This is a genomic window from Celeribacter baekdonensis (assembly GCF_003047105.1).
Lineage (GTDB): Bacteria > Pseudomonadota > Alphaproteobacteria > Rhodobacterales > Rhodobacteraceae > Celeribacter > Celeribacter baekdonensis_B.
The window spans coordinates 1,077,561-1,098,363 of sequence record NZ_CP028475.1; the positions used below are offsets into that span (position 1 = coordinate 1,077,561).

The 20,803-nt window shown below is 58.8% G+C and carries 21 protein-coding genes and 1 tRNA gene; 10 read left to right on the forward strand and 12 right to left on the reverse strand.

Annotated elements, in window-relative coordinates; all coding sequences use genetic code 11:
* The first annotated feature begins 103 nt into the window (after positions 1-103).
* Positions 104-736 (forward strand): hypothetical protein, encoded by a 633-nt coding sequence (locus tag DA792_RS08815; protein WP_199908144.1) that lies wholly within the window; start codon positions 104-106, stop codon positions 734-736.
* A 116-nt stretch (positions 737-852) separates the two neighbouring features.
* Here the strand turns inward: DA792_RS08815 and DA792_RS08820 are convergent, their stop codons facing one another.
* Entirely contained in the window at positions 853-1,614 is a 762-nt protein-coding gene (locus DA792_RS08820) for a GNAT family N-acetyltransferase (RefSeq protein WP_107719622.1), read from the reverse strand.
* 178 nt (positions 1,615-1,792) lie between these two features.
* Here DA792_RS08820 and msrB point away from each other — a divergent pair, with 178 nt between their 5' ends.
* Positions 1,793-2,200 carry a peptide-methionine (R)-S-oxide reductase MsrB gene (msrB, locus tag DA792_RS08825; RefSeq protein WP_107719623.1) on the forward strand — a complete coding sequence of 136 codons (408 nt, stop codon included), beginning with the start codon at positions 1,793-1,795 and terminating at the stop codon, positions 2,198-2,200.
* Between the two features lie 86 nt (positions 2,201-2,286).
* Here the strand turns inward: msrB and DA792_RS08830 are convergent, their stop codons facing one another.
* Positions 2,287-2,739: an outer membrane protein assembly factor BamE gene (locus DA792_RS08830; protein ID WP_107719624.1), complete on the reverse strand. Its 453-nt coding sequence runs from the start codon at positions 2,737-2,739 to the stop codon at positions 2,287-2,289.
* 113 nt (positions 2,740-2,852) lie between these two features.
* Here DA792_RS08830 and DA792_RS08835 point away from each other — a divergent pair, with 113 nt between their 5' ends.
* The 8 genes from DA792_RS08835 (at position 2,853) to DA792_RS08870 (ending at position 9,589) form a co-directional block, all read left to right on the forward strand.
* Positions 2,853-3,419, forward strand: a complete 567-nt coding sequence (locus DA792_RS08835; RefSeq protein WP_107719625.1) for a YceD family protein — start codon at positions 2,853-2,855, stop codon at positions 3,417-3,419.
* Between the two features lie 319 nt (positions 3,420-3,738).
* Positions 3,739-3,945: a 50S ribosomal protein L32 gene (rpmF, locus tag DA792_RS08840; protein ID WP_074646662.1), complete on the forward strand. Its 207-nt coding sequence runs from the start codon at positions 3,739-3,741 to the stop codon at positions 3,943-3,945.
* A gap of 58 nt (positions 3,946-4,003) precedes the next feature.
* Positions 4,004-5,122 (forward strand): phosphate acyltransferase PlsX, encoded by a 1,119-nt coding sequence (plsX, locus tag DA792_RS08845; protein ID WP_302666940.1) that lies wholly within the window; start codon positions 4,004-4,006, stop codon positions 5,120-5,122.
* A gap of 12 nt (positions 5,123-5,134) precedes the next feature.
* Positions 5,135-6,109, forward strand: a complete 975-nt coding sequence (locus tag DA792_RS08850) for a beta-ketoacyl-ACP synthase III (protein ID WP_107719626.1) — start codon at positions 5,135-5,137, stop codon at positions 6,107-6,109.
* A 181-nt stretch (positions 6,110-6,290) separates the two neighbouring features.
* Positions 6,291-6,590: an integration host factor subunit alpha gene (ihfA, locus tag DA792_RS08855; RefSeq protein WP_107719627.1), complete on the forward strand. Its 300-nt coding sequence runs from the start codon at positions 6,291-6,293 to the stop codon at positions 6,588-6,590.
* A gap of 37 nt (positions 6,591-6,627) precedes the next feature.
* Positions 6,628-8,199 carry a MerR family transcriptional regulator gene (locus DA792_RS22775; RefSeq protein WP_254679656.1) on the forward strand — a complete coding sequence of 524 codons (1,572 nt, stop codon included), beginning with the start codon at positions 6,628-6,630 and terminating at the stop codon, positions 8,197-8,199.
* 134 nt (positions 8,200-8,333) lie between these two features.
* Positions 8,334-8,410, forward strand: a tRNA-Pro gene (locus tag DA792_RS08865).
* Positions 8,411-8,515: 105 nt separating this feature from the next.
* Positions 8,516-9,589 carry a 2'-deoxycytidine 5'-triphosphate deaminase gene (locus tag DA792_RS08870; protein ID WP_107719628.1) on the forward strand — a complete coding sequence of 358 codons (1,074 nt, stop codon included), beginning with the start codon at positions 8,516-8,518 and terminating at the stop codon, positions 9,587-9,589.
* Between the two features lie 24 nt (positions 9,590-9,613).
* Here the strand turns inward: DA792_RS08870 and DA792_RS08875 are convergent, their stop codons facing one another.
* The 10 genes from DA792_RS08875 to DA792_RS08915 all read right to left on the reverse strand — a co-directional run bounded on the left by DA792_RS08875 (position 9,614) and on the right by DA792_RS08915 (position 20,734).
* Positions 9,614-11,056, reverse strand: a complete 1,443-nt coding sequence (locus DA792_RS08875) for a GGDEF domain-containing protein (RefSeq protein WP_107719629.1) — start codon at positions 11,054-11,056, stop codon at positions 9,614-9,616.
* A gap of 299 nt (positions 11,057-11,355) precedes the next feature.
* A complete protein-coding gene (locus tag DA792_RS08880; RefSeq protein WP_159075212.1) occupies positions 11,356-11,658 on the reverse strand; it encodes a hypothetical protein in 303 nt (100 codons plus the stop codon).
* 130 nt (positions 11,659-11,788) lie between these two features.
* Positions 11,789-12,457 (reverse strand): SMC-Scp complex subunit ScpB, encoded by a 669-nt coding sequence (gene scpB / locus DA792_RS08885; protein WP_254679657.1) that lies wholly within the window; start codon positions 12,455-12,457, stop codon positions 11,789-11,791.
* The gene (locus DA792_RS08890) at positions 12,454-13,248 is read right to left on the reverse strand and encodes a segregation and condensation protein A (protein ID WP_107719631.1); all 795 of its coding nucleotides are present in this window, start codon (positions 13,246-13,248) and stop codon (positions 12,454-12,456) included. The genes scpB and DA792_RS08890 overlap by 4 nt, the downstream gene beginning before the upstream one ends.
* 7 nt (positions 13,249-13,255) lie before the next feature.
* A complete protein-coding gene (gene nagZ / locus DA792_RS08895) occupies positions 13,256-14,290 on the reverse strand; it encodes a beta-N-acetylhexosaminidase (RefSeq protein ID WP_107719632.1) in 1,035 nt (344 codons plus the stop codon).
* A gap of 6 nt (positions 14,291-14,296) precedes the next feature.
* Positions 14,297-15,568: an SPOR domain-containing protein gene (locus tag DA792_RS22780; protein ID WP_254679658.1), complete on the reverse strand. Its 1,272-nt coding sequence runs from the start codon at positions 15,566-15,568 to the stop codon at positions 14,297-14,299.
* A gap of 129 nt (positions 15,569-15,697) precedes the next feature.
* Positions 15,698-17,416: an arginine--tRNA ligase gene (argS, locus tag DA792_RS08905; protein ID WP_107719633.1), complete on the reverse strand. Its 1,719-nt coding sequence runs from the start codon at positions 17,414-17,416 to the stop codon at positions 15,698-15,700.
* 79 nt (positions 17,417-17,495) lie between these two features.
* Positions 17,496-18,890 (reverse strand): cation:proton antiporter domain-containing protein, encoded by a 1,395-nt coding sequence (locus tag DA792_RS08910; protein ID WP_439099387.1) that lies wholly within the window; start codon positions 18,888-18,890, stop codon positions 17,496-17,498.
* On the reverse strand, positions 18,848-19,525 hold the full coding sequence (locus DA792_RS23455) for a cation:proton antiporter domain-containing protein (RefSeq protein WP_439099388.1): 678 nt from the start codon (positions 19,523-19,525) through the stop codon (positions 18,848-18,850). Before DA792_RS23455 ends, DA792_RS08910 begins: the two co-directional genes overlap by 43 nt.
* A gap of 36 nt (positions 19,526-19,561) precedes the next feature.
* Complete coding sequence (locus tag DA792_RS08915; protein WP_107719634.1) at positions 19,562-20,734, reverse strand: deoxyguanosinetriphosphate triphosphohydrolase; 1,173 nt, start codon at positions 20,732-20,734, stop codon at positions 19,562-19,564.
* Positions 20,735-20,803: the final 69 nt, after the last annotated feature.

A 20,803-nucleotide genomic window follows, 5' to 3' on the forward strand; every position in this document is an offset into this window, starting at 1 on the left:
ACGGAGCGAGTGTCGCACTGACGGAGCGGTCGCACTGTACAGAGATGGCTCTTTGCAAACTGTGATCGTCGCGCAAAGCCGCCATTGGGCAAAGGTGCAGTGAATGGCGGGTTTGAGGCCTGTTTGGCGGATGCTGCACGGCGCATGGGTGACCGCTTTGATGAGGCTTACACCATTGCCTTTTCGCTTGCATGCACCTGATAGGATGTTGCAAAGTTCGGCAATGAAGGGCCAAATGAAACCTCTCTATCGTTCTGTGAATACCCGCACCCACGGCGTTCGGCACGGTTCGGGTGCAAAATCGAAATGGGCCAGAAACACGAAGGCTTCTGCAAAAAACGTTTCCATGAAACAGTCGATGCACTCAGGGCAGAGACACGGCTATGACTATACACCACTCTTCAAGTTTTTGCTTTCCCGCGTTGGAAAAAATTGGACTGACGTCCACAGCGAGGCCATCGCAAGGTTGGATCGCGAAGATCCAATAACCTGGATAGTTGCAGCTAGCTTCTCGGATGGAAAACCTTTTGTTCGTGTTGGGGAAAGCTCCTATTTTAGCGGGTTGTATGTGGATGAGGACAACCTGTTGGCTGTAGTTGATCCCGAACTCACGGCAGAAACGATGCGCCCTTTTTGTGCCTGCTGTACGCACACGCTAAATGGAGTACGCCTCACGACACCTTACTCGGCCTCTTCCGATCAGAATTTCGACGAGGACCGAAGCGGACGTCTATAGCGTTGGGCGCAAGGTCAGCTTCGCCCCGCATTGCCATCCGGGGCGCGCAACACTCGGAAGATCCACTCACAGTCTCTGATCTGAAACCAGATCTGCAAAGGGTTAAAACCGGCCCCTTACCCCGCCACAGCCCGCAGCAGCTTCTTGCGCGCGGGTGGGATGGCGTTGATTTCCACCCCTGTGAACACATGCATCGTGCCAAGGTCGCGATCCACGACGGCGTGATCTGACACCCAGCCGCCCATCATCAGGTAGGTTTTCAGCAGCGGCGGCATTTTCAACATGGCGCGGCGGGCGTCGGGTTTGCGGCGCAGGCGGGCGGCGAATTTGAACACGTTGGGGGCTTTGACCTTGGGCAGGAACCGTTTCGGCCCCAAATGACGGTGTTTGAGCATGGCCAAAGCATCGGCGTGGTCTTTCCATTCGGTGCCATGAAAGGACGAACAGCCAAACAGCAATGCGATCTCTTGTTCATCGACATAGCGCGTCATCGCGCCCCAAGCGACGCGCAAAATATCTGGATCGCGCGCCTCAGGGTGAATGCAAAACCGGCCCATCTCCAACATCCGGCCTTCGAAATCGGCCAAACCGTCGAGGCCGTAAAACTGCGCCGAATAGCTCCGGGCAATGTCGGCACCGCCCGCGAGATCGAGGAAGCGGTAGGTGCAGACAAGCCGCCCGGTTTTGCGCTCTTCGATCAACACATGGCGACAGAGCGCATCAAAATCATCGGCCTCAAGCCCATCAGCGCGCAGACCTGCGGCCTGTGCGCCCGATCCAACGATAAAGGCCAGATAGCGCAGGCGCTGCGCCGCTTCGATGTCGGGACGGGTCTCAGCAAAACGGGCGGTGTAACGGCCCTTGAGCAACGGGATCATGGCACTGGTCCTTTTTCAGCCTCACCTCAGGCATCCATCCCAAACAAGGGACGCCTATAGACTATGGTGTCTCCCCTTCTTGCCTGCAAGACATGACGATTTTTTGAAACTCGGTTTGGCTTGCTTCACGCCGCCAATCCCCTATCTGCTATACCAAAGAGCAAAAGGAGTGCGCATAATGGTGAAAATTCACAAAACAGAGGCCGAATGGCGCGACTCATTGGACCCTGAGACCTATCGCGTGACGCGGGAGGCCGGAACCGAGCGGCCTTTTTCCCACCCCGGTTTTCCGAAATCAGCAGGGTCGTTTAAATGCGCCTGTTGCGGGGCGGAACTGTTCACCCAAGAGACCAAATATGAAAGCCACTGCGGCTGGCCCGCGTTTTACGCCACCAAAGAGGGCGCGCCCGTGGCCGAAACCCGCGATCTGTCGCATGGCATGGTCCGCGTCGAGGTGCATTGCGACGATTGCGGTGCGCATTTGGGCCATGTGTTCCCCGACGGACCACAGGACAAAACCGGCATGCGCTATTGCATCAACGGCGTGTCGATCCGGTTTGAGCCGACTGAGGGCGCAGAGGGATAAGCCGGGGTCAGGCGAAAACGCCCGAACAGCCGCCAAACAAAAAGCCGCCCATAAGGCGGCTTTTTCATGCGGGATACGACAGCCCGTTACTGCAACAATTGATCGGCAGAAATTTGCCCCAAGTTGCCAAACAGCTGTTTGATAAAGGTCGTGCCCTTGGTGTTGGCCACGGTCACACGACGCGACAAGACCACAACACGGCCCTGTTCCAACCCGAACCGTTCGATGTTGCTGACTGTGCCGCGCGAATCAAAGGAGATGGCAACGACCTGGCGGTCCACCTCTTTGGGCGCAAGCGCCCCCATATGACGGAATTGCGAGCGGACATAATACCACCCGGAACTGTCCAAAATGCCTTCGGTGCCGGGGACGCCGATCACGTCAGACACCGTGTCTTTGGTGTCCACACCGACAACAACCTGCGCCAAAGCCTCATCAGAGGGCACATAGCCATGATTGCGGTATTGCGCGACACAGCCGGACAAAACAACGGCAAAGACAACGCCCAAAGAGAGCCCTAAAATACGGTTCAATCTCATAGTCGGTCCTTTTGGGAAAATGCGTGTGGACATGTGCCCCCTCTTGCCTTGTGCGCGCGCGCCTCGTATCCGGCTTATAGAAACAGCGCCCGACGATCAAGGAGACATCCAACATGGGACACGACGGTTTGACCAGCTGGGGCACAGAGTTGCGCTTGCGCGATCTCTCAAATGCCCACGCTCACCCGTTCCGCCTCATCCCCACCTCGGAAGACATGGAGGTGCTGGCCACAGCGCTCGGCCTGTCTGCGGTGAAAAAGCTACGTTTTGAAGGCAAACTCACCCCCATCGGCAAACGCGACTGGCAATTGACCGGAACGCTGGGCGCCACGGTGGTTCAGCCCTGTGTGGCCACGCTTGCGCCAGTCACCACCCGGATTGATGCGCCGCTCTCGCGCACCTATCTGGCCGATCACACGGATGAGATCGACACGGCCGATGCCGAAATCGAAGCGCCCGAGGACGATACGATCGAAGCTCTGCCGGCATCCTTGTTGCTGTCCTTGGTGGCCGAAGAGGCGCTTGCGCTTGCTGCGCCCGATTATCCCCGCGCCGAAGGGGTCGAAACCATCAGCGCCCAAATCACCGAGCCGGGCAAAGCGCCTTTGCAAGATGAGGATACAAAGCCTTTTGCCAGCCTGAAAGCACTGCGCGATCGGCTTGGAAAAGACGACAGTTGAGCCCGGAAAAAGACGTATAAACCGAGACCAAACAAAAAGGTTGCACGGCTCAAGATTCCGAGTATGTTCCCGGCCTCGCTTCCCGTAACGGTTTTGCCTGTGGCATCTGTGGCGCATGGGATCGGTCCTGACACAGGTCACGGACCATATTCATGTGTCATCCATGTCAAACTGCATGGTTTACACTCTGCCCGCGAAGCCCTATGAAGCGCCGAGAATTGATCGGGATAACACCCGAATATATATGGGGCCCCGGCCCCGCCCACCTAGGGGCCCGCAGCAAAGGCGGATCAGATCCCCACGAACCCGAGGTCGAGACATGGCTGTTCCTCAGAATAAAGTCACCCGCTCCAAGCGGAACATGCGCCGCGCGCACGACGCATTGGTTGCTGGCAACCCGGCAGAATGCCCAAACTGTGGCGAATTGAAACGCCCGCACCACGTGTGTGGCGCATGCGGTCACTATGACGAGCGCGAAGTCGTTGCAAAAGCCGACGAGATTGATCTCGACGACGACGCAGCGTAAGCGCGTTTGATTGACTTGATGCCGCGAAAAGCATGAGCACGCTCGCCCCTCCTCCGCCATGGCCGCCTCGGACACTCCGGGTCAGGTTGATGAGGTGAAAGGGCGGCTTGGCGCGCGCAAGGGCATTCAGGTCACGCTTTCTATCGACGCCATGGGTGGCGATCGTGGGCCGGCGACCATTGTCGCCGGCATTGCACGTTCTGCGTCCAAAAATCCCCATTTGAATTTCATTCTGCATGGGCCCGGCGACGAGCTTGATAAACTTGTGCGCAAGCGCAAGATTTTGAAAGATCGTGTCGAAATCCGCGATGTGCCCGGCGTTGTGCGCATGGATGAAAAACCGTCTCAGGCCATGCGCCGCGCCGACACGTCGATGCGCTCCGCCATTGATGCCGTCAAAGACGGTGAGGCTCAGGCCTGTGTGTCCTGTGGCAACACCGGCGCGCTGATGGCCACCTCGATGATCCGCCTGCGCAAGCTCGACGGCATCAACCGCCCCGCCATTGCCTGCCTCTGGCCCTCGCGCAATCCGCAGGGCTTTAACGTCATGCTTGATGTGGGCGCGGATATTCGCGCCGATGAACGCGACCTTTTACAATATGCAATGATGGGCGCGTCTTATGCCCGCAACGGTCTCAACCTCGATGTCCCGCGCGTGGGCCTTTTGAACGTCGGCACCGAAGAGCACAAAGGCCGCGCCGAATTGAAAGCCGCGCAAGACTTGATCGCCAACGCTGCGGGCATTGGTGGCTATGAGTTCAAGGGATTCGTCGAAGGCGGCGATATTCCCGGCGATAAGGTCGATGTGATCGTCACCGACGGGTTCACCGGCAATGTCGCGTTGAAAACCGGCGAAGGCACGGCGAAACTTGTTGGCGATTTCCTAAAAGAAGCGTTCAAAGCCACGCCGCTGTCGCGCATCGCCGCCCTGCTGGCTTTGACCTCGCTGAAACGCCTGCAAAAGCGAATCGACCCGCGCCGCGTCAATGGCGGGGTTTTCCTTGGCCTCAAAGGCACCGTGGTCAAATCGCACGGCTCGGCGGATGCCACCGGCGTCTCTGCCGCGATCAAATTGGCCTATGAACTCTCCGCCTCGGGTTTTTCCGAACGTTTGGCGGCACGGGTTGCATCTGCCGTGGCCTCAGCGCAAAATGACGGAACGTCAGAACCAAAATAAGGCGGCAAAGCCATGACTATCCGGGCAGTTATCACGGGCGTGGGCCATTACCTACCCGAACGTGTGGTTGAGAACGCCGAGTTCGAAAAAACCCTCGACACCTCCGACGAATGGATTCGCTCGCGTTCTGGTATTGAACGCCGCCATTTTGCCGCCGAAGGCGAAACCACCTCGATGATGGGCACCATGGCCGCCAAAGCCGCGCTGGCCGATGCTGGCCTGACAGCCGCCGATATTGACGCGGTGATCGTGGCCACCTCGACCCCGGATTTGACCTTTCCCTCTGTCGCGACGATGGTGCAAAAAGAGCTGGGCATGACCTGCGGCTTTGCCTTTGATGTGCAAGCGGTCTGTGCCGGGTTCATTTATGCCCTCTCCAACGCCAATGCCCAAATCATTTCCGGTCAGGTCAAACGCGTGTTGGTGATCGGTGCGGAGACCTTTAGCCGGATCATGGATTGGACCGATCGTGCGACCTGTGTGCTGTTTGGCGATGGCGCCGGCGCTTTGGTGCTTGAGGCCCGGATCGGAACTGGCACCTCCGAGGATCGCGGCATCCTGTCTGTCGATCTGAATTCTGACGGCACCTATAAAGACATGCTCTATGTCGATGGCGGCGTTTCCACCACCGGCACCTCTGGTAAATTGCGGATGCAGGGCAATGCCTTGTTCCGCCAAGCGGTACAAAAACTGGCCGAAACGGCGGAAACCGCGATTGCCAAGGCCGGATTGACCCCCGCCGATATTGATTGGATCATCCCGCATCAGGCCAATATTCGCATCATCGAAGGCACGGCGAAAAAGCTGGGTCATGCGATGGATCAGGTCGTCGTCACCGTCCAGGACCACGGCAACACCTCCGCCGCCTCGATACCCTTAGCGATGTCTGTGGGCCGTGCCCGTGGTCAGATCAAAGATGGCGATCTTTGCGTGGCCGAGGCGATTGGCGGTGGTTTGGCCTGGGGCGCAGTGGTTCTGCGCTGGTAATCATGCGCGCAGTGGTTCTGCGCTGGTCATCATGCGCGGGTTTCCCACCGCCGCCGACCCCGCGACTGCGACAAAACCCGCCCGATTTCCCATCTCAACACCCCGTGCCAAGTCATTGATATTGACGCCTGCTTTGCAAACTGCCACTCTCCTTGGCAACTCACTACACCGGGGGAGACCGATGAGCAAAACTTTGACACGTATGGATCTTAGCGAAGCCGTGTTTCGCGAGGTTGGCCTAAGCCGCAATGAATCCGCCGCCCTTGTCGAAAGTGTTCTGGCGCATGTCTCTGATGCGTTGATCGCTGGTGAGACGGTGAAAATCTCTTCTTTCGGCACCTTCTCCGTGCGCGCCAAATCCGAACGCGTGGGCCGCAATCCAAAGACCGGCGACGAGGCCCCGATCCCCGCGCGCCGGGTGTTGACCTTTCGCCCATCGCATTTGATGAAAGATCGCGTGGCCGACGGCAACAAGGCCTGATCCGAGGCCTGCAAACTCCTGTAAAGGTTTGTTTTAAATGGATAAATCACCGGACGCCTTTCGCACCATAAGCGAAGTCGCCGACTGGCTCGACACGCCTGCGCATGTGTTGCGCTTTTGGGAGAGCCGTTTTACCCAAGTCAAACCCGTGAAACGCGCGGGCGGGCGGCGCTATTACCGTCCCGCCGATATGGCGCTTTTGGGCGGGATCAAAAAACTGTTGCACGACGATGGGATGACCATTCGCGGCGTGCAAAAACTGTTGCGCGAACATGGGGTGAAATATGTCGCCTCTCTGTCACCGTTGATTGAGGGGGTCGACCCAATCTCGGCTCAGGCCAGCGGGGCACCGACCCCTGTGATAGACGCGATTCCCACCTCGAATCCGTTAGCGAATCCCCCTGCCCCTCCCGCACCGCAGATCGCCGACGCACCGATGGCCGAAAACGTCCCGCATGACGCCTTTGACATCCCCGTCCCTGCGGCGGAAAAAATTGTGCATTTCTCGCGGCCTTCATCGCCTGCGCCGCACTCCGGCTCCGAGCCAACTCCGTCTCCCGCGGCACCACTGACGGATTCCAACGCCTCCTTTGACGCGCCGGTTGCCACGCCTGTGCCAAATCAGGCTGCGCCAGATCAAGCCCCGCCGGACCTTCCGCCTCTCGCTCCGGCATCCGCCGAGCTGCCCGAAACCACCCCCTTTGCCCCGCATGGCTTTGAGCCACCGGCCTCCTTTGTCGAGGAAATGAACGCAGAGATGCCTCCCGCGGCAGAGGACGCCGCCGCACCTGAGCTGACCCATGAGGCGATCCATGACGCCATGGCGGAATCGGTGTTTGAGATACAGGCCGAAGAGGCGCTGCCATCGCATGATCGGGACCAAGACCCGATGGCAGATCTGGCCGAATTCGACGAACCATCACCGCTTCAAGACACCGCAATTGGGGCGGATGTGCCGGAGCAACCCGCTTTGCCGCTGACGACCGAACAGCGCACCTTTGACTTTGATTTGACGCCTTCGAGTACAGTACAGGCGGAGGCACAACCGGAGCCAGAGCCGGAACGGGCCGTTGACGCAGTTGATCTGCCTGAGACGCCTGCGCCAGAGACCGCCACGCCCCCCTCTGCGCTGGAGATGAGCGCCGAAGAACGGGCGATTTTGACCGATGGGTTTGACGAGGCCCTGCCCGAAACTCTGTCTGATCCTCTTCCTGAGTATGAGCCGGCGAGCGATCCCGCCGTTTTTGCCGAAGAGTTGGCCGATGTGGACCTGCCAGATGCCGCAGCCTATTTGGACGCGGAACAAAACGACGTGATCCCGACATCAGCGGAGCTTTCGGCCGTTGAAGAGATCGCGTTGGACAGCCGAACTGAGGCAGAGGTCGAGGCCCCCCAACAAGACGTGTTTGCAACCGCGCCCCTCAGCCCCGCCCCGCTTGGGGTCGATTTGGACCTGTACGACGACCCGGATGAGGCGGCGGCAGATTTGGTCATGGGCGACGGCATTTTGGGCAAACTCAATCACCGCGATCTGATCCGGGTGCCCCGACAAGACATCGCCAGCCTCTTGGCGCGTGCCGAAGCCCTGCATGCGCGACTGGTGTCCTGATCTGCCACCGCCCGATCTTCCACTGCCCGATCTGCCACCGACAGCGGTGGCGGCCACTCCTGCGCAATTTCGCATCAGATTTGCCGAAATTCCACTTGCCCCTGCCCATAAAATCACTATGTAGGGCTCCAGTTCGGGCTATAGCGCAGCCTGGTAGCGCGTCCGTCTGGGGGACGGAAGGTCGCAGGTTCGAGTCCTGCTAGCCCGACCAAAACACCCCTAAAACCGCTCGTAAGCCTCTGGGCTTGCGGGCGGTTTTGCGTTAAGGGGGATAAAAGCGCGCCCTTTCGGGCCAAAGTGACGTGAGGGGACGAATATGGGTGTATTGGCTGATCACGCGATCCGCGACATGGTGGCACGAGGCGAAATCACCGCCACACCAGAGGTGATCGACGAACAGGTGCAACCTGCCTCCCTCGATCTGCGTCTTGGCACCCGGGCTTGGCGTGTGCGCGCGTCGTTTTTGGCAGGCGACGGTCGCAAAGTGGCGGATCGGCTGGCCGAATTTGAAATGCATCAAATTGACCTGAGCGATGGTGCGGTGCTGGAAAAGGGCTGTGTCTATGTCGTGCCCTTGATGGAATCTCTGGCTCTGCCCGAGGGCGTTCAGGCGGTGGCCAATGCCAAAAGTTCGACCGGACGGTTGGATCTTTTGACCCGGCTGATCACCGATGAAGGCGTCGAATTTGACCGCATCACGCCCGGCTATCATGGACCGCTTTTCGCTGAAATCTGTCCCCGCTCCTTCTCCGTTTTGGTGCGTCCGGGCATGCGGCTGAACCAAATCCGGTTCCGCGCCGGACAAGCGATCCTCAGTGACGCGGAGTTGACAGTCCTGCACGCCGAGAGCCCGCTGGTCGATGGCGCTGCGATGATTGATCAGGGGCTTGGCTTTTCGGTCGATCTCAAACCTGCGTCGGGTGATCTGGTTGGCTACCGCGCCAAACCGCACACTGGCGTGATTGACCTCGACAATATCGGCCATTACGAGCCCTCAGAATACTGGGAACCGATCCATACCAAAGACGGGCGGATCATTTTGGACCCCGGTGCGTTCTACATTTTGGTCAGTCGCGAGGCGGTCCACATTCCGCCCGAGTACGCCGCCGAAATGGCGCCCTATCTGGCCATGGTTGGGGAATTCCGCGTCCATTATGCCGGGTTCTTTGACCCGGGCTTTGGTCATGCCAATGCCGGTGGCGCGGGCTCGCGCGGGGTGTTGGAAGTGCGCTGTCACGAAGCGCCGTTTGTGTTGGAAGACGGGCAAATCGTTGGGCGTTTGGTCTATGAGCGCATGGACAGTCTGCCCGAGCGCCTGTATGGCGCGGATTTGGCGTCCAATTATCAGGGTCAAGGCCTGAAACTGTCGAAACACTTCCGCGCGCAGTGATCCCTCATCTTGCGGTTCAGCACCTCAATGAACCTTATCCCGAGGGGGGAGAAAATCCTTCGGCGTTGGCGGGGGTTTTCGGTTCGTTTTAAAACAATTGACCCGGTTTCGGCCCTGAGATTTGGCATGATACAACGCGGTGTCAGCATGCTGGATGATTTGTTCCAATGAATCGGCACTGTCATGAAGACAGTAGGCGGAGACCCCGATCGAAATTGTAATCGGTTCAGACTCTAAGCCGTTTTTCCAACTCACATGCGTCGCGATCGCCGTGCGCAGCACCTGTGCCGTGTTCATGGTCTGCTCCAGCGTGGCTCCGGGCAGTAGCATCAAAAACTCCTCGCCCCCCCAGCGCGCCACGACATCAGAAGAGCGCAATTTGCCGCGAAGCACACGGCCCACATGTTGCAACACGCGATCCCCGGCCTCATGTCCAAGCGTGTCATTCACCCGTTTGAACAAATCAATATCGGCCAAGATCACCCCCACCGTCATCGGGTCATCCTCTCGGCGACGGCCATGGGCCATTTGGTGGATCATAGCAACATAATCCCCAACCGCATGACGGTTTAAAAGCCCGGTCAAAGGATCATGCCGCGCCCGATGTTCGACCTCGCGTGACAAGGTGCGGCGGTCGCGTTCGATGCGCTCAAACACAGAGCCCGACACCAATATGATGATCGCGAAAACCCACATTGCGGAGGCCAGCACCGCCTCAAACATCATCGCTGTCTCCGACAGATGCGAGACAGCGCCAATGACCCAAATACCGATGATTGTGCCCAGCGTTTGCAGCCGGGCCATCCGCCCCCACACGGATGAGGTCAAAAACGGGCGTAAAATCGGACTTCGGGTAAAGGTAAAGACGGAGGAAAACCCAACCAACATCAGCAACATCAAGGTCGCGGGAGACATCTCGATCTGAATGTTTCTTTCGCCGTAAGAATAGATCATAAAGGCGAAACTGACCGGAACCAGCCCCAATAGCGACACCACAAATCCGCAAGTTTGCATCCTCCGGCGGATCAACGCGCCCAGACTGAACAGCATCAAGGACAGCGACGTGCCTTTTGACATGATCACATCGGCATGGGGATATCGGTTATAGACGAAGGCGAGGACATCCGTGAGCGGTGTGGCCTGCAAAATGTAGATTTCAATCAACCGAAACAGTGACAGCGCAAGGACGATCAAAAACACAACGCGCCGCCATATGTTTTGCACTGGAAACAGGGTTTTGTGCATCAATGCCACGCTGAGAAGCATGACACAGGTGAGCGTCAGAGGGTTTGGTCCATTTCCCGCAGCATAGAGAAGATCGTCGCCGTAGCGAACAAGTTCCATTCCAGCAATGATGAGGGCAAGAACGAACGCGATGAGCGCAAGATAGGGTTGGCTACGAAGCGCGATCACTGCGGGGCCAAATCTGAGCCGCCCGGCCACAGGTTGGATACCCGGGGTCAGCATGACAAGATCAACAGATCATTGATCATTGGCAGGAACATGACAAACACCTTTATACATCACCGATCGCCACCTAAGTCCCGATTGACCTAAATTGCGGCCCCTTTGAACGATGGCATCAAAGTCACTGAGTCGTGGTAAATAAAGTGTAAAAAATTGTGCTTATATCAGCTGACATAAGCGTATTTTTGAATTTTAAAGTAAAAAGTGCCGGATCTGCTCGATCCGAGCTGTGATTTCCAGTGATCCCAGCTCACTTGACCCGAGCCATGCGCAAATTTCGAATTCTGCAAATCTCGGCGTTAAAACCGACCGATGCGTTTGCTCATCCGCGCCATTTTGCGCGCGCGTTTGGCGGCTTGTTGCGCCTGAGCGGTCATTTCGGCCTGACCTTGACCGCCATTTTGATTTTGTCCTGACGGCTGGCGGATGTTGCCGTAATCATCGACCTCGCCCATCTGCGCATCGCCCTGCACCCCGCCGGATTTGCGCCGCGCCAAGGCAGAACTGCCCGCGTCAATGCCCTTGTTGATCCCCTTGCTAATGAGAACCCGCATCACGCGGTTGATGATCATGTTGATCAGCCGGTCCAAATTCATCGTCACTCTGCTTTCCGGCCTCTACATCGGCCTGACTGCTGCGGTTTCGGTTCACTTTAACATAGATAGGATCACAATGCGCCCCTAACAGGGCTTGATCACGGCAAAGGGATGAAACACCCGCGCGCTATCGGGCTTAGCTTTCATCCTCAAACAGATCGTCTTGATCCTCGCTGTCCTCATCGTCCAGCCCCGGCATTGGTCGGCTTTCCAAAAGCCCCGCTGCCCGCAACTCCCGAACGCCCGGCAAATCGCGCGCACTTTCCAGACCAAAGTGATCCAAAAATGATGGCGTCACCACATAGGTCACCGGACGCCCCGGCGTCATGCGGCGGCGGCCAAAGCGGATCCATTCGAGTTCCAAGAGCTGATCAATGGTGCCCTTGGACACGGACACACCCCGGATTTCTTCGATCTCGGCGCGGGTGCAGGGTTGGTGATAGGCGACAATCGCCAAGGTTTCGATCGCCGCGCGCGACAGTTTGCGGGTCTCAACCGTTTCCTTTTGCATCAAGAACCCAAGATCGGGCGCGGTACGAATGGCCCAGGCCTCACCGACTTTCACCACCCGAACACCGCGCCCCTCATAGCGCTTTTGCAGCATCTCAAGCGCCGCTTTGGCGTTGCAACCATGCGGCATCCGCCCGCTCATCTCGGCCACGCTCACCGGACCTGCGGAGGCAAACAGCACCGCTTCGACCATGCGCTCTTGCTCGGCCAAAGGCGGTGCCTCAAACAGGCTGGCCTCGGCGGACGCGTCCAAATCCGTATCTTCACTCACTGCGTCACTCGCAGAGTCACTCATCGGCCAGTCCTCGCCTTGATCTCGATGCGGGCGAACGTCCCGCTTTGGCGGATTTCAATTTGGCCCTGTTTGGCCAATTCCAACGAAGCGGCAAAGGTCGCCGCCGTGGCTGAGCGCCGCTTTTTCGGGTCAAGCTCCCAGCCCTCGGGCAGGTAGCTCGACAAATCCGCCCATTCAATCGCATAGGGGATCAACCCACGCAGCCGCTCCAGCGCCTGTTCCATAGACAGGATCGCTTCTCGGTCCATGACAAAGGGTCGAAACTCGTCCTTGGTGCGCACACGGGCATAGCCCTGCATCAGGTCCAAAAGAGAGGCGCTATAGGTGACATTTCTGAGCCGCGCGACCTCTTCGGGGATGCCGCGCACAAAGAAATCCCGGCCCTTTTGATCGCGCGCCATCAATTTGGCCGCCGCCTCCCGCATCGCCTCCAAACGCTGCAATTGAAACGCCAAATGCGCCGCAAGCTCTTCACCTGATGGCCCCTCATCGGACGGGTCGGGTGGCAGCAAGAGCCGCGATTTCAAAAACGCCAACCACGCCGCCATCACCAGATAATCGGCGGCCAATTCGATCCGAAGCTCTTTGGCTTTGTCGACGAAAATCAAATATTGCTGCGCCAAATGCAGGATCGAGATTTTCATCAAATCGACCTTTTGCGTGCGCGACAATTGCAGCAAAAGGTCCAACGGCCCCTCATAGCCCTCGACATCCACGATCAACGCCTCAGCCGCGAGCCTCTCCTCGACGCTGAGCAGATCGTTGATTTCAAATTGGTCCGGGTCGGCCATTTTGCCCCTATCGGTTCAACAGGCTTTGAAGTTCGGCATCCAAGGCGGAGATGTCAATGGGGTGATGCGCCTGCAGATGTTTCGGATGCGCGCTGACGGCCCGATCCGCGCGGGCCTGTGCCGCCTGCCCCATGGGCCCGAGCGCGGCCAATGTCTGCATCTCGGCCAGATCGCCATTGCAGTGCAACACCATGTCACAGCCCGCCGCCAGCGCCAATTGCGCACGCTGCAAAACCGTGCCCGCCAAAGCGCCCATCGAAATATCGTCGGTCATCAACAGCCCGTCAAAGCCGATCTCCTCACGGATCACACGGATCGCGGCGGGGCTTTGGGTGGCGGGACGGTCCGGGTCGATCGCCTCCATCACGATATGCGCCGACATGCCCATGCTCAAATCGTTGAGCGCCTTGAACGGGGCAAAATCCGCCGCCAATTCAGCGCGCGAGGCGGAGACACGCGGCAGGCCCTTGTGACTGTCCACTGCGCCACGCCCATGCCCCGGCAGGTGTTTCATCACCGGCGCCACGCCGCCCGCCGCCAGACCATCGACCAAGGCGCGGCCCATCTGGGCCACGACCTCCGCGTCATCGGAAAAGCAACGGTTCATCAAAAACGGATGGGTCTGTGCAGAGGCCACATCCAGCCCCGGCACACAGTTCACATCAATGCCGACGCCCAGCACATCCGCCGCCAACAATCGCCCGCGCAACCACATGGCGCGCAACGGATCGGAGGCGGAATGCACCTGATCCAGTGGTGGCAAAAATTCGCGCCAATGCGGCGCGCGCAGGCGTTGGACCCGTCCGCCTTCTTGGTCAATCAGGATCGGCGCGTCACGGCCCACGGCCTCACGCAGCGCGCCCGTCAAACGGCGCAGTTGCTCCGGCGTGTCCACATTGCGCGCAAACAGGATAAAGCCCCAAGGATTGGCCTCGCGAAAGAAATCAGCCTCTATTGAGGTCAGCGCAAGCCCTTCACATCCAAAGATAAAAGCGCCCTGCCCCGAAACGTTGCCCCCGACGTGATCCGGCCCCGCAATCATCGCGGCTTATCGCTGAACCGTGGGCACACAGGCCGCATTCATCGCGGTCAAAGCGGCGCAGAACCGGTTGGCATCCGAGGCATCAGCAAAGCCATAGGCGCGCAGACGGTAAAAGGTCGTCCCGCCGCTTTCGGCCCGCTCGATCACCCGTGATTTGCCTTCCATCAGGTCCTCAAACCGGCCCGAAAGACGATCCCATTCGCTGCGCGCGATCTCTTCGTTTTGAAAAGCGCCAAATTGCACCAAACGCGCGCCCGCAGGCACGTCACTCGGGCTCATTTCGCTGGTGGAGCCAATTGCGGCCAAAATATCGCCCGCCACGCCATCGAGGCTGGCAGATGACGTGCTTGGAACCGTGGCCAAAGAGGCCATGCGCACAGGGCGCGGTTTTGGCCGCGGCGACTGTGCAAGACCCGCGGTCTCAGGCGTCACATCGGCGGCGGAGGCCACCTCTTCGACGCTCTCCAATTCAAGCGGATCTTCCTCAAGCGTTAAAGAAGCCAAAGCCGGCGCTTCGGGTTGCACCGCATAGGCGGTGTTTTCCGGTTCATAGGCCGAGGCCACGGTTTGGGTCGTGGACATTGGTTGATCTTCCTCGCTCAATGTCGCGATCCGTGGTGCCAACATCAAACTGTCAGCGGGGGCAGCGGCGGAGCCATCAGCGGTGACGGAATTGACCGCCAAACCTTGGTGCATCGCCAATTGGCCGCCCGGATCGTCAGGCACCATACGGGCCGAGCCTTCGAGCGCGCGGATGACAGGCACACCGTTCACATCGCGCATCATCAATTGATAGCCCCAAACCCCAAGACCCAACACCAGCGCCAGCGAGACCGCCGCGCCAGCCCATTGGGCTTTGCCAAGTTTCGGACGCTCAAACCCCTCAGAGGACCCATCATCGCCTGTGGTGTCATAAACATAAGCAGGCCCGGTGTCTGGCCCTGGCGCATAGTGCGATTGCGGCGCGGCAAACCCCTGTGGGGCGTGGCCATTATGCCCGGCATAGCGCCCTGACGGCTGACCTGACGGATGGCCAGACTGTGCACCCGACTGCGCACCGGACTGCGCACCCGACTGTGGCGCAAACCGCACATCTTGAGCGTTGAAATATCGGTCGGGATCAGGCGCACCGCCAAAATTTTGCTGATCTGACGGGCGCGACTGGCCCAGATGAGCCTCGCGGTACGTGTATGTCCCGTTCTTATCTGCGACATAGTTCCCGTTCACACGGGGGGAAGGATAGCCCGCATTGGGGCCGCTCCGGAAATCCTGCGCCATATTCGCCTCATACCGATTCCCGCTTTATTTTGTGCGGGTTATTGACTGCTCTTAAGAGGACACATGAGGATCTTTGCCCTCATTTCTGATGTGCCCCCTCTCGGGGATCCGGCGCATGGTGCGTTTTGATTAACGCATCTCTTCCGCCGGAGTTACCCCCAGAATAGCAAGACCTGCGGAAATCACAACGGCCACGGCACGCGGCAGGGCGATTTTTGCCGCCGACAGCGCCGGGTCATCCTGCAAGAACCGCAATGCGCTATTGTCATTGCCCTTATTCCAAAGCGCGTGGAAATCAGACGCCAAATCATAGAGATAGAAAGCGATGCGGTGCGGCTCGTGGCCTTTTGCAGCGATTTCAACCTGACGCGGCCAATCGGCCAATTTGCGCGCCACGGCGATCTCTGCCGGATCATCAAAGCGCGGCGTGTCGGTCAGGGTCACCCCCGCCTCCTCCGCCTTGCGCAGCACAGAGCGCACGCGGGCATGGGCGTATTGCACATAGAACACCGGGTTGTCTTTCGACTGTTCCAGCACCTTGTCGAAATCGAAATCAAGCGAGGCATCGTTTTTGCGGGTCAGCATGACGAAGCGAGTGACATCCGCGCCCACTTCCTCAACCACGTCGCGCAGGGTGACAAAATTGCCCGCGCGTTTCGACATTTTCAACTCTTCGCCATTCTTGATCAGCTTGACCAATTGAATGAGCTTGATGTCACAGCCGACCTTGCCATCAGACAGCGCCGACACAGCCGCTTTCATCCGTTTGACATAGCCACCGTGATCGGCGCCAAACACGTCGATGATCTCGTCAAAGCCGCGTTTCACCTTGTCATAGTGATAGGCGATGTCGGGGGCAAAATAGGTCCATGCGCCATCGGATTTCTGGATCGGGCGGTCGACATCATCGCCATGCGCGGTCGATTTAAACAAAAGCTGTTCGCGCGGCTCCCAATCTTCGGGCATTTTGCCCTTTGGTGGCTCCAACACACCGCGATAGATCAGGCCCTTTTCGTCCAGTTCCTTGATCGCAGCCTCAATCAGCCCGGTGTTGTACAGAGATTTCTCCGAGTAAAACACATCCATCTCAACGCCCAGGGCTTTGAGATCGCCCCGGATCATCTCCATCATCGCGTCCGTGGCAAAGACCCGCACATCGGCCAACCAGACCTCTTCGGGTTGATCCAAAAGACTGTCGCCGTATTTCGCCTTTAAATCCTCACCGACCTGCACAAGGTAATCACCGGGATAGAGCCCTTCGGCGATCTCCGGGTTCAGGCCATTGGCCTCGCGGTAACGTTGAAATACCGAACGCGCCAAGACATCGACCTGCGCGCCACCATCGTTGATGTAATATTCGCGCGTCACGTCATAGCCCGCATAATCCAACAAGGATGCCAAAGCATCGCCAAACACCGCACCGCGGGTATGGCCGACATGCATCGGTCCGGTCGGGTTGGCGGACACATATTCGACGTTGACCTTGGTGCCTGTGCCCATGGGCGAACGGCCATAGCCTTTGGCCGCCAAAATGCCCTCGACCAGCCCGGACCAGACGCCATCGGCAAGCCGCAGGTTGATAAACCCCGGCCCCGCCACATCCACAGCGGAGATACGCGGATCGGCGGCGAGTTTTTCGGCCAGCTTATCGGCGATGTCGCGCGGTTTCAGATTGGCCGGTTTGGCCAACACCATCGCCGCATTGGTGGCCATGTCGCCATGCAACGCATCGCGCGGCGGCTCGACCGCCACATTGGCAAACTCAAGCCCCTCGGGCAGGACGCCATCGGAGACAAGGCCAGTCAGGCTGTCGATCACAAGGGCGCGGATATCGGCGAACAGGTTCATCTTTGGTCTCTCCATCTCTTGCGGCGGGTTTACCACGCCCGCGCGGCGCGTCAACGGCATTGACCCACCATGCACAGCGCTATGCGGGTTTTGGTGGCGCTTTCGCGGCTGTTTTGGCCGCATTTGCACGCGCCGCTGTCGGTTTTTCGACTGTTTTCACGGTTTCGATCTCCGGCGCGGTGGGCGTGGTGGCCTCGGGCGGCACCAAGGCGACAAGACGTGCCCCGGCGGCCACACGCGCCCGCGACGCGGCCTCGCGCGCCTCGGTCATACGGCGTTTGAGCGCCGCGCGCGCGCTCTCGCGCTGCTCTTCGGGCAACGCGTCAATCTCCGCCTCTGCCCGCAACGGAAACAGGATATCTGCGTCCTCCGACAGCAACCGCCGAAACGTCCCGTCTTCTTTCAAACGACCGAGCAAAAGCGCGCCTTTGCGATCGGCTTTCCACGTCTCGAAATCGTAATCCTCGCTCAATGTCGTCACCGACACCCGCCAACCACTTTGCATCAACGTATCCAGATCACCAAAGGTTTTGCCCAGCCCAAAGGGCCGCCCGCCCAATTGCGTCGGCAAGCTGTGCCGCGCTTTGCCCTCTTTCACACGAGCCAGTTGCCAGACGTTTTCGCGGCCATATTCCGAGCCAAAATCAGTCGCAACCAAAGTGTTATAGGCGTCATTGTCGGAGGCGGCGATCAGCGTGTCATAGGACAGAATTTCAAGACTGTCTTCGGCCGCCTCGCCCAAAATATCGCCATAAAACACCGGCACATTCGCCGCGCGCGGGCGCACAAGCCGTGCGTGGTTTGGATCGGCAATCAGCACTGGGATCTCTTCGCGTTTGAGCGCCTCGGCCAAGGAGGTGGTGAAACGCGATCCGCCCAGGATCAACACCCCCGGCTTGCCGGTCGAGGCCAGCCCAAGCGCACGCGCAAAAGGTGCCAGCGTGAACCCATGCAGCACCACCGTGACCAAAACCAAAACAAAGGCCAGAGGGCCGATCACGCCCGCGCCCTCAACGCCGGCGGCGGCCAAACGTTCGCCAAACAACCCCGCCACGGCGACCAAAACCACGCCGCGTGGGCCCGTAAAGGCAATCAAAAGCTTTTCATTGCGCGGCAATTTGGTCCCGATCAAAGCAACCAGAACGGTCACAGGCCGTGCCACAAGGATCACAAGGGCCACAAACAGCCCGGCGCGCCATGTCAATTGACCCAGAGAGGCAAAATCCATTGAGGCCGCCAAGAGGATGAAGACCCCCGAGACCAACAGGATCGTGGCGTGTTCTTTGAAGCGGCGCAGCTCGTCAAAGGAGGGTAAATCGGCATTGGCAATCACCAATCCCATCACGGTCACGGCCAAAAGCCCGCTTTCATGCAACATCAGATCGGGCACGGCGAAGGTGGCCAGCAGGGTCACGAACAGCACCGGAACCTTCATATATTCCGGTACGTAGGCGCGCCTAAACGTGTAGGACACCGCCAGTCCAACCAATAACCCAACCCCCCGGCCACCAGAATCCCAAAGCCCAATTGCAAAAGCGCAGCAGGCAGGCTTTCGGCCTCGCGGCCCACAAGCACGAATTCAAACGCCAGCACAGCGGCCAAAGCCCCGACCGGATCGTTGACGATGGCCTCCCATTGCAACAGGTTCGCGGGACGGCGTTGGAGCTTCGCCTGCCTGAGCAAAGGCGCGATCACGGTAGGCCCGGTGACCACCATGATGCCGCCAAACACCGCCGAGGCCTCCCAGCCCAGCCCAGCCCCCCAGTGCAGCGCCGAAGCCGACAACGCCCAGCCCAAAGGCGCCCCCACGACCACAAGCCGGAACACGCCGCGCTTGGCATCGCCCAATTTGTGCAGATCCAGCGTCAGCCCGCCCTCAAACAGGATCACCGCCACCGCCAGTGAAATCAGCGGCTGTACCACCGGGCCAATGTCGCGCGCAGGCTGTAAAAGCCCCAATCCCGGCCCCACAATCAGCCCCGCCGCCAGCATCAAAACAATCGCCGGGAGCTTTAATCGCCACGCCAGCCATTGCGCGCCGACGCCCAACACGCCGACCAGTGCAAAGGCTTCCACCGGGTTCATCCCTGTCATCGTCTCCGTGGCCATGATGGTCCTTCCTCAGTGTGATCTGTCGTCAATGACTTAGGAGCAAAGCCGCTCAAATTCCTGAATGGCAAAGCGATCGGTCATCCCGGCCACATAATCCAAAACGATCCGCGCCAGTTCCGTGTCGCCTTGGGCCAAGTTGACCTCATGCCGCCATTCTTCCGGCAACAGCTCGGGCTGTTTCATGAACAGGGGAAACAACGTATTGACCATATGCGTCACGCGCTCGCGCTCTTTGATCACGGTAGGTGCGCGGTACATTCGCTTGAATAAAAAAGATTTAATCGCTTTGAGGTTTTGAAAGAATGGTTTGGAAAAACGAATGATGGTGCGGTCCATATCGCGAATATCCTGTGCCGTTTCGGGCTTGGCACTGTCCAAACGGTTGGTGGCGATCGTGATGACATCCTCGACCATATAGCCAAAAATCCGCCGCAGCGCCTCGTGATCGCGCCGATGCGGATCAAGGCCGGGATAGTCGCGATCAACCTCCGCGTAAGCCGGGCCTGTCAGCGGCAATTCCATCAAATCGGCGGCGGTAAACAACCCCGCGCGCAAGCCGTCATGCAGATCGTGGTGGTTGTAAGCCACATCATCGGCAATCGCTGCCACCTGTGCCTCGGCACTGGCAAAGGTGTAGAGCTCAAGATCGAACTGATCGTTCACCTCTTTGAGCGCATAGGGCAGTGGCGCACCTTCCGGGTGTTTTTTCGGGTCGGCATGCGGCCCCATCACCGGACCATTGTGTTTGGCCAGCCCCTCTAGGCTTTCCCATGTCAGGTTCAGCCCGTCAAAATCGGCGTAATGTTTTTCCAGCTTGGTGACAATCCGCAGCGCCTGTGCGTTGTGATCAAAACCGCCATAAGGTGCCATCAACAGTTCAAGCGCATCTTCGCCGGTGTGACCAAACGGCGAATGGCCCAGATCATGCGCCAGCGCCACCGCCTCCGCCAGCCCCTCGTTCAACCCCAAAGCCCCCGCAAGCGTGCGCGCCACCTGCGCCACTTCGATCGAATGGGTCAGGCGCGTGCGGTAATAATCGCCCTCATGTTCGACAAAGACTTGGGTCTTGTGTTTCAAACGGCGAAAGGCCGAGGAGTGAATGATCCGATCCCGGTCGCGTTGAAACGGCGAGCGAAAGGTCGAAAGTTTTTCCGGGAAAAGCCGCCCGCGCGTTTCAAACGGTTGGCTTGCATAGGGTTTCAACATCTGCCTGTCCTGTATTCGTGACCGGATCGACCGGCTGCGCACCGCACATCTTGCGCCACGTCCTTGTCG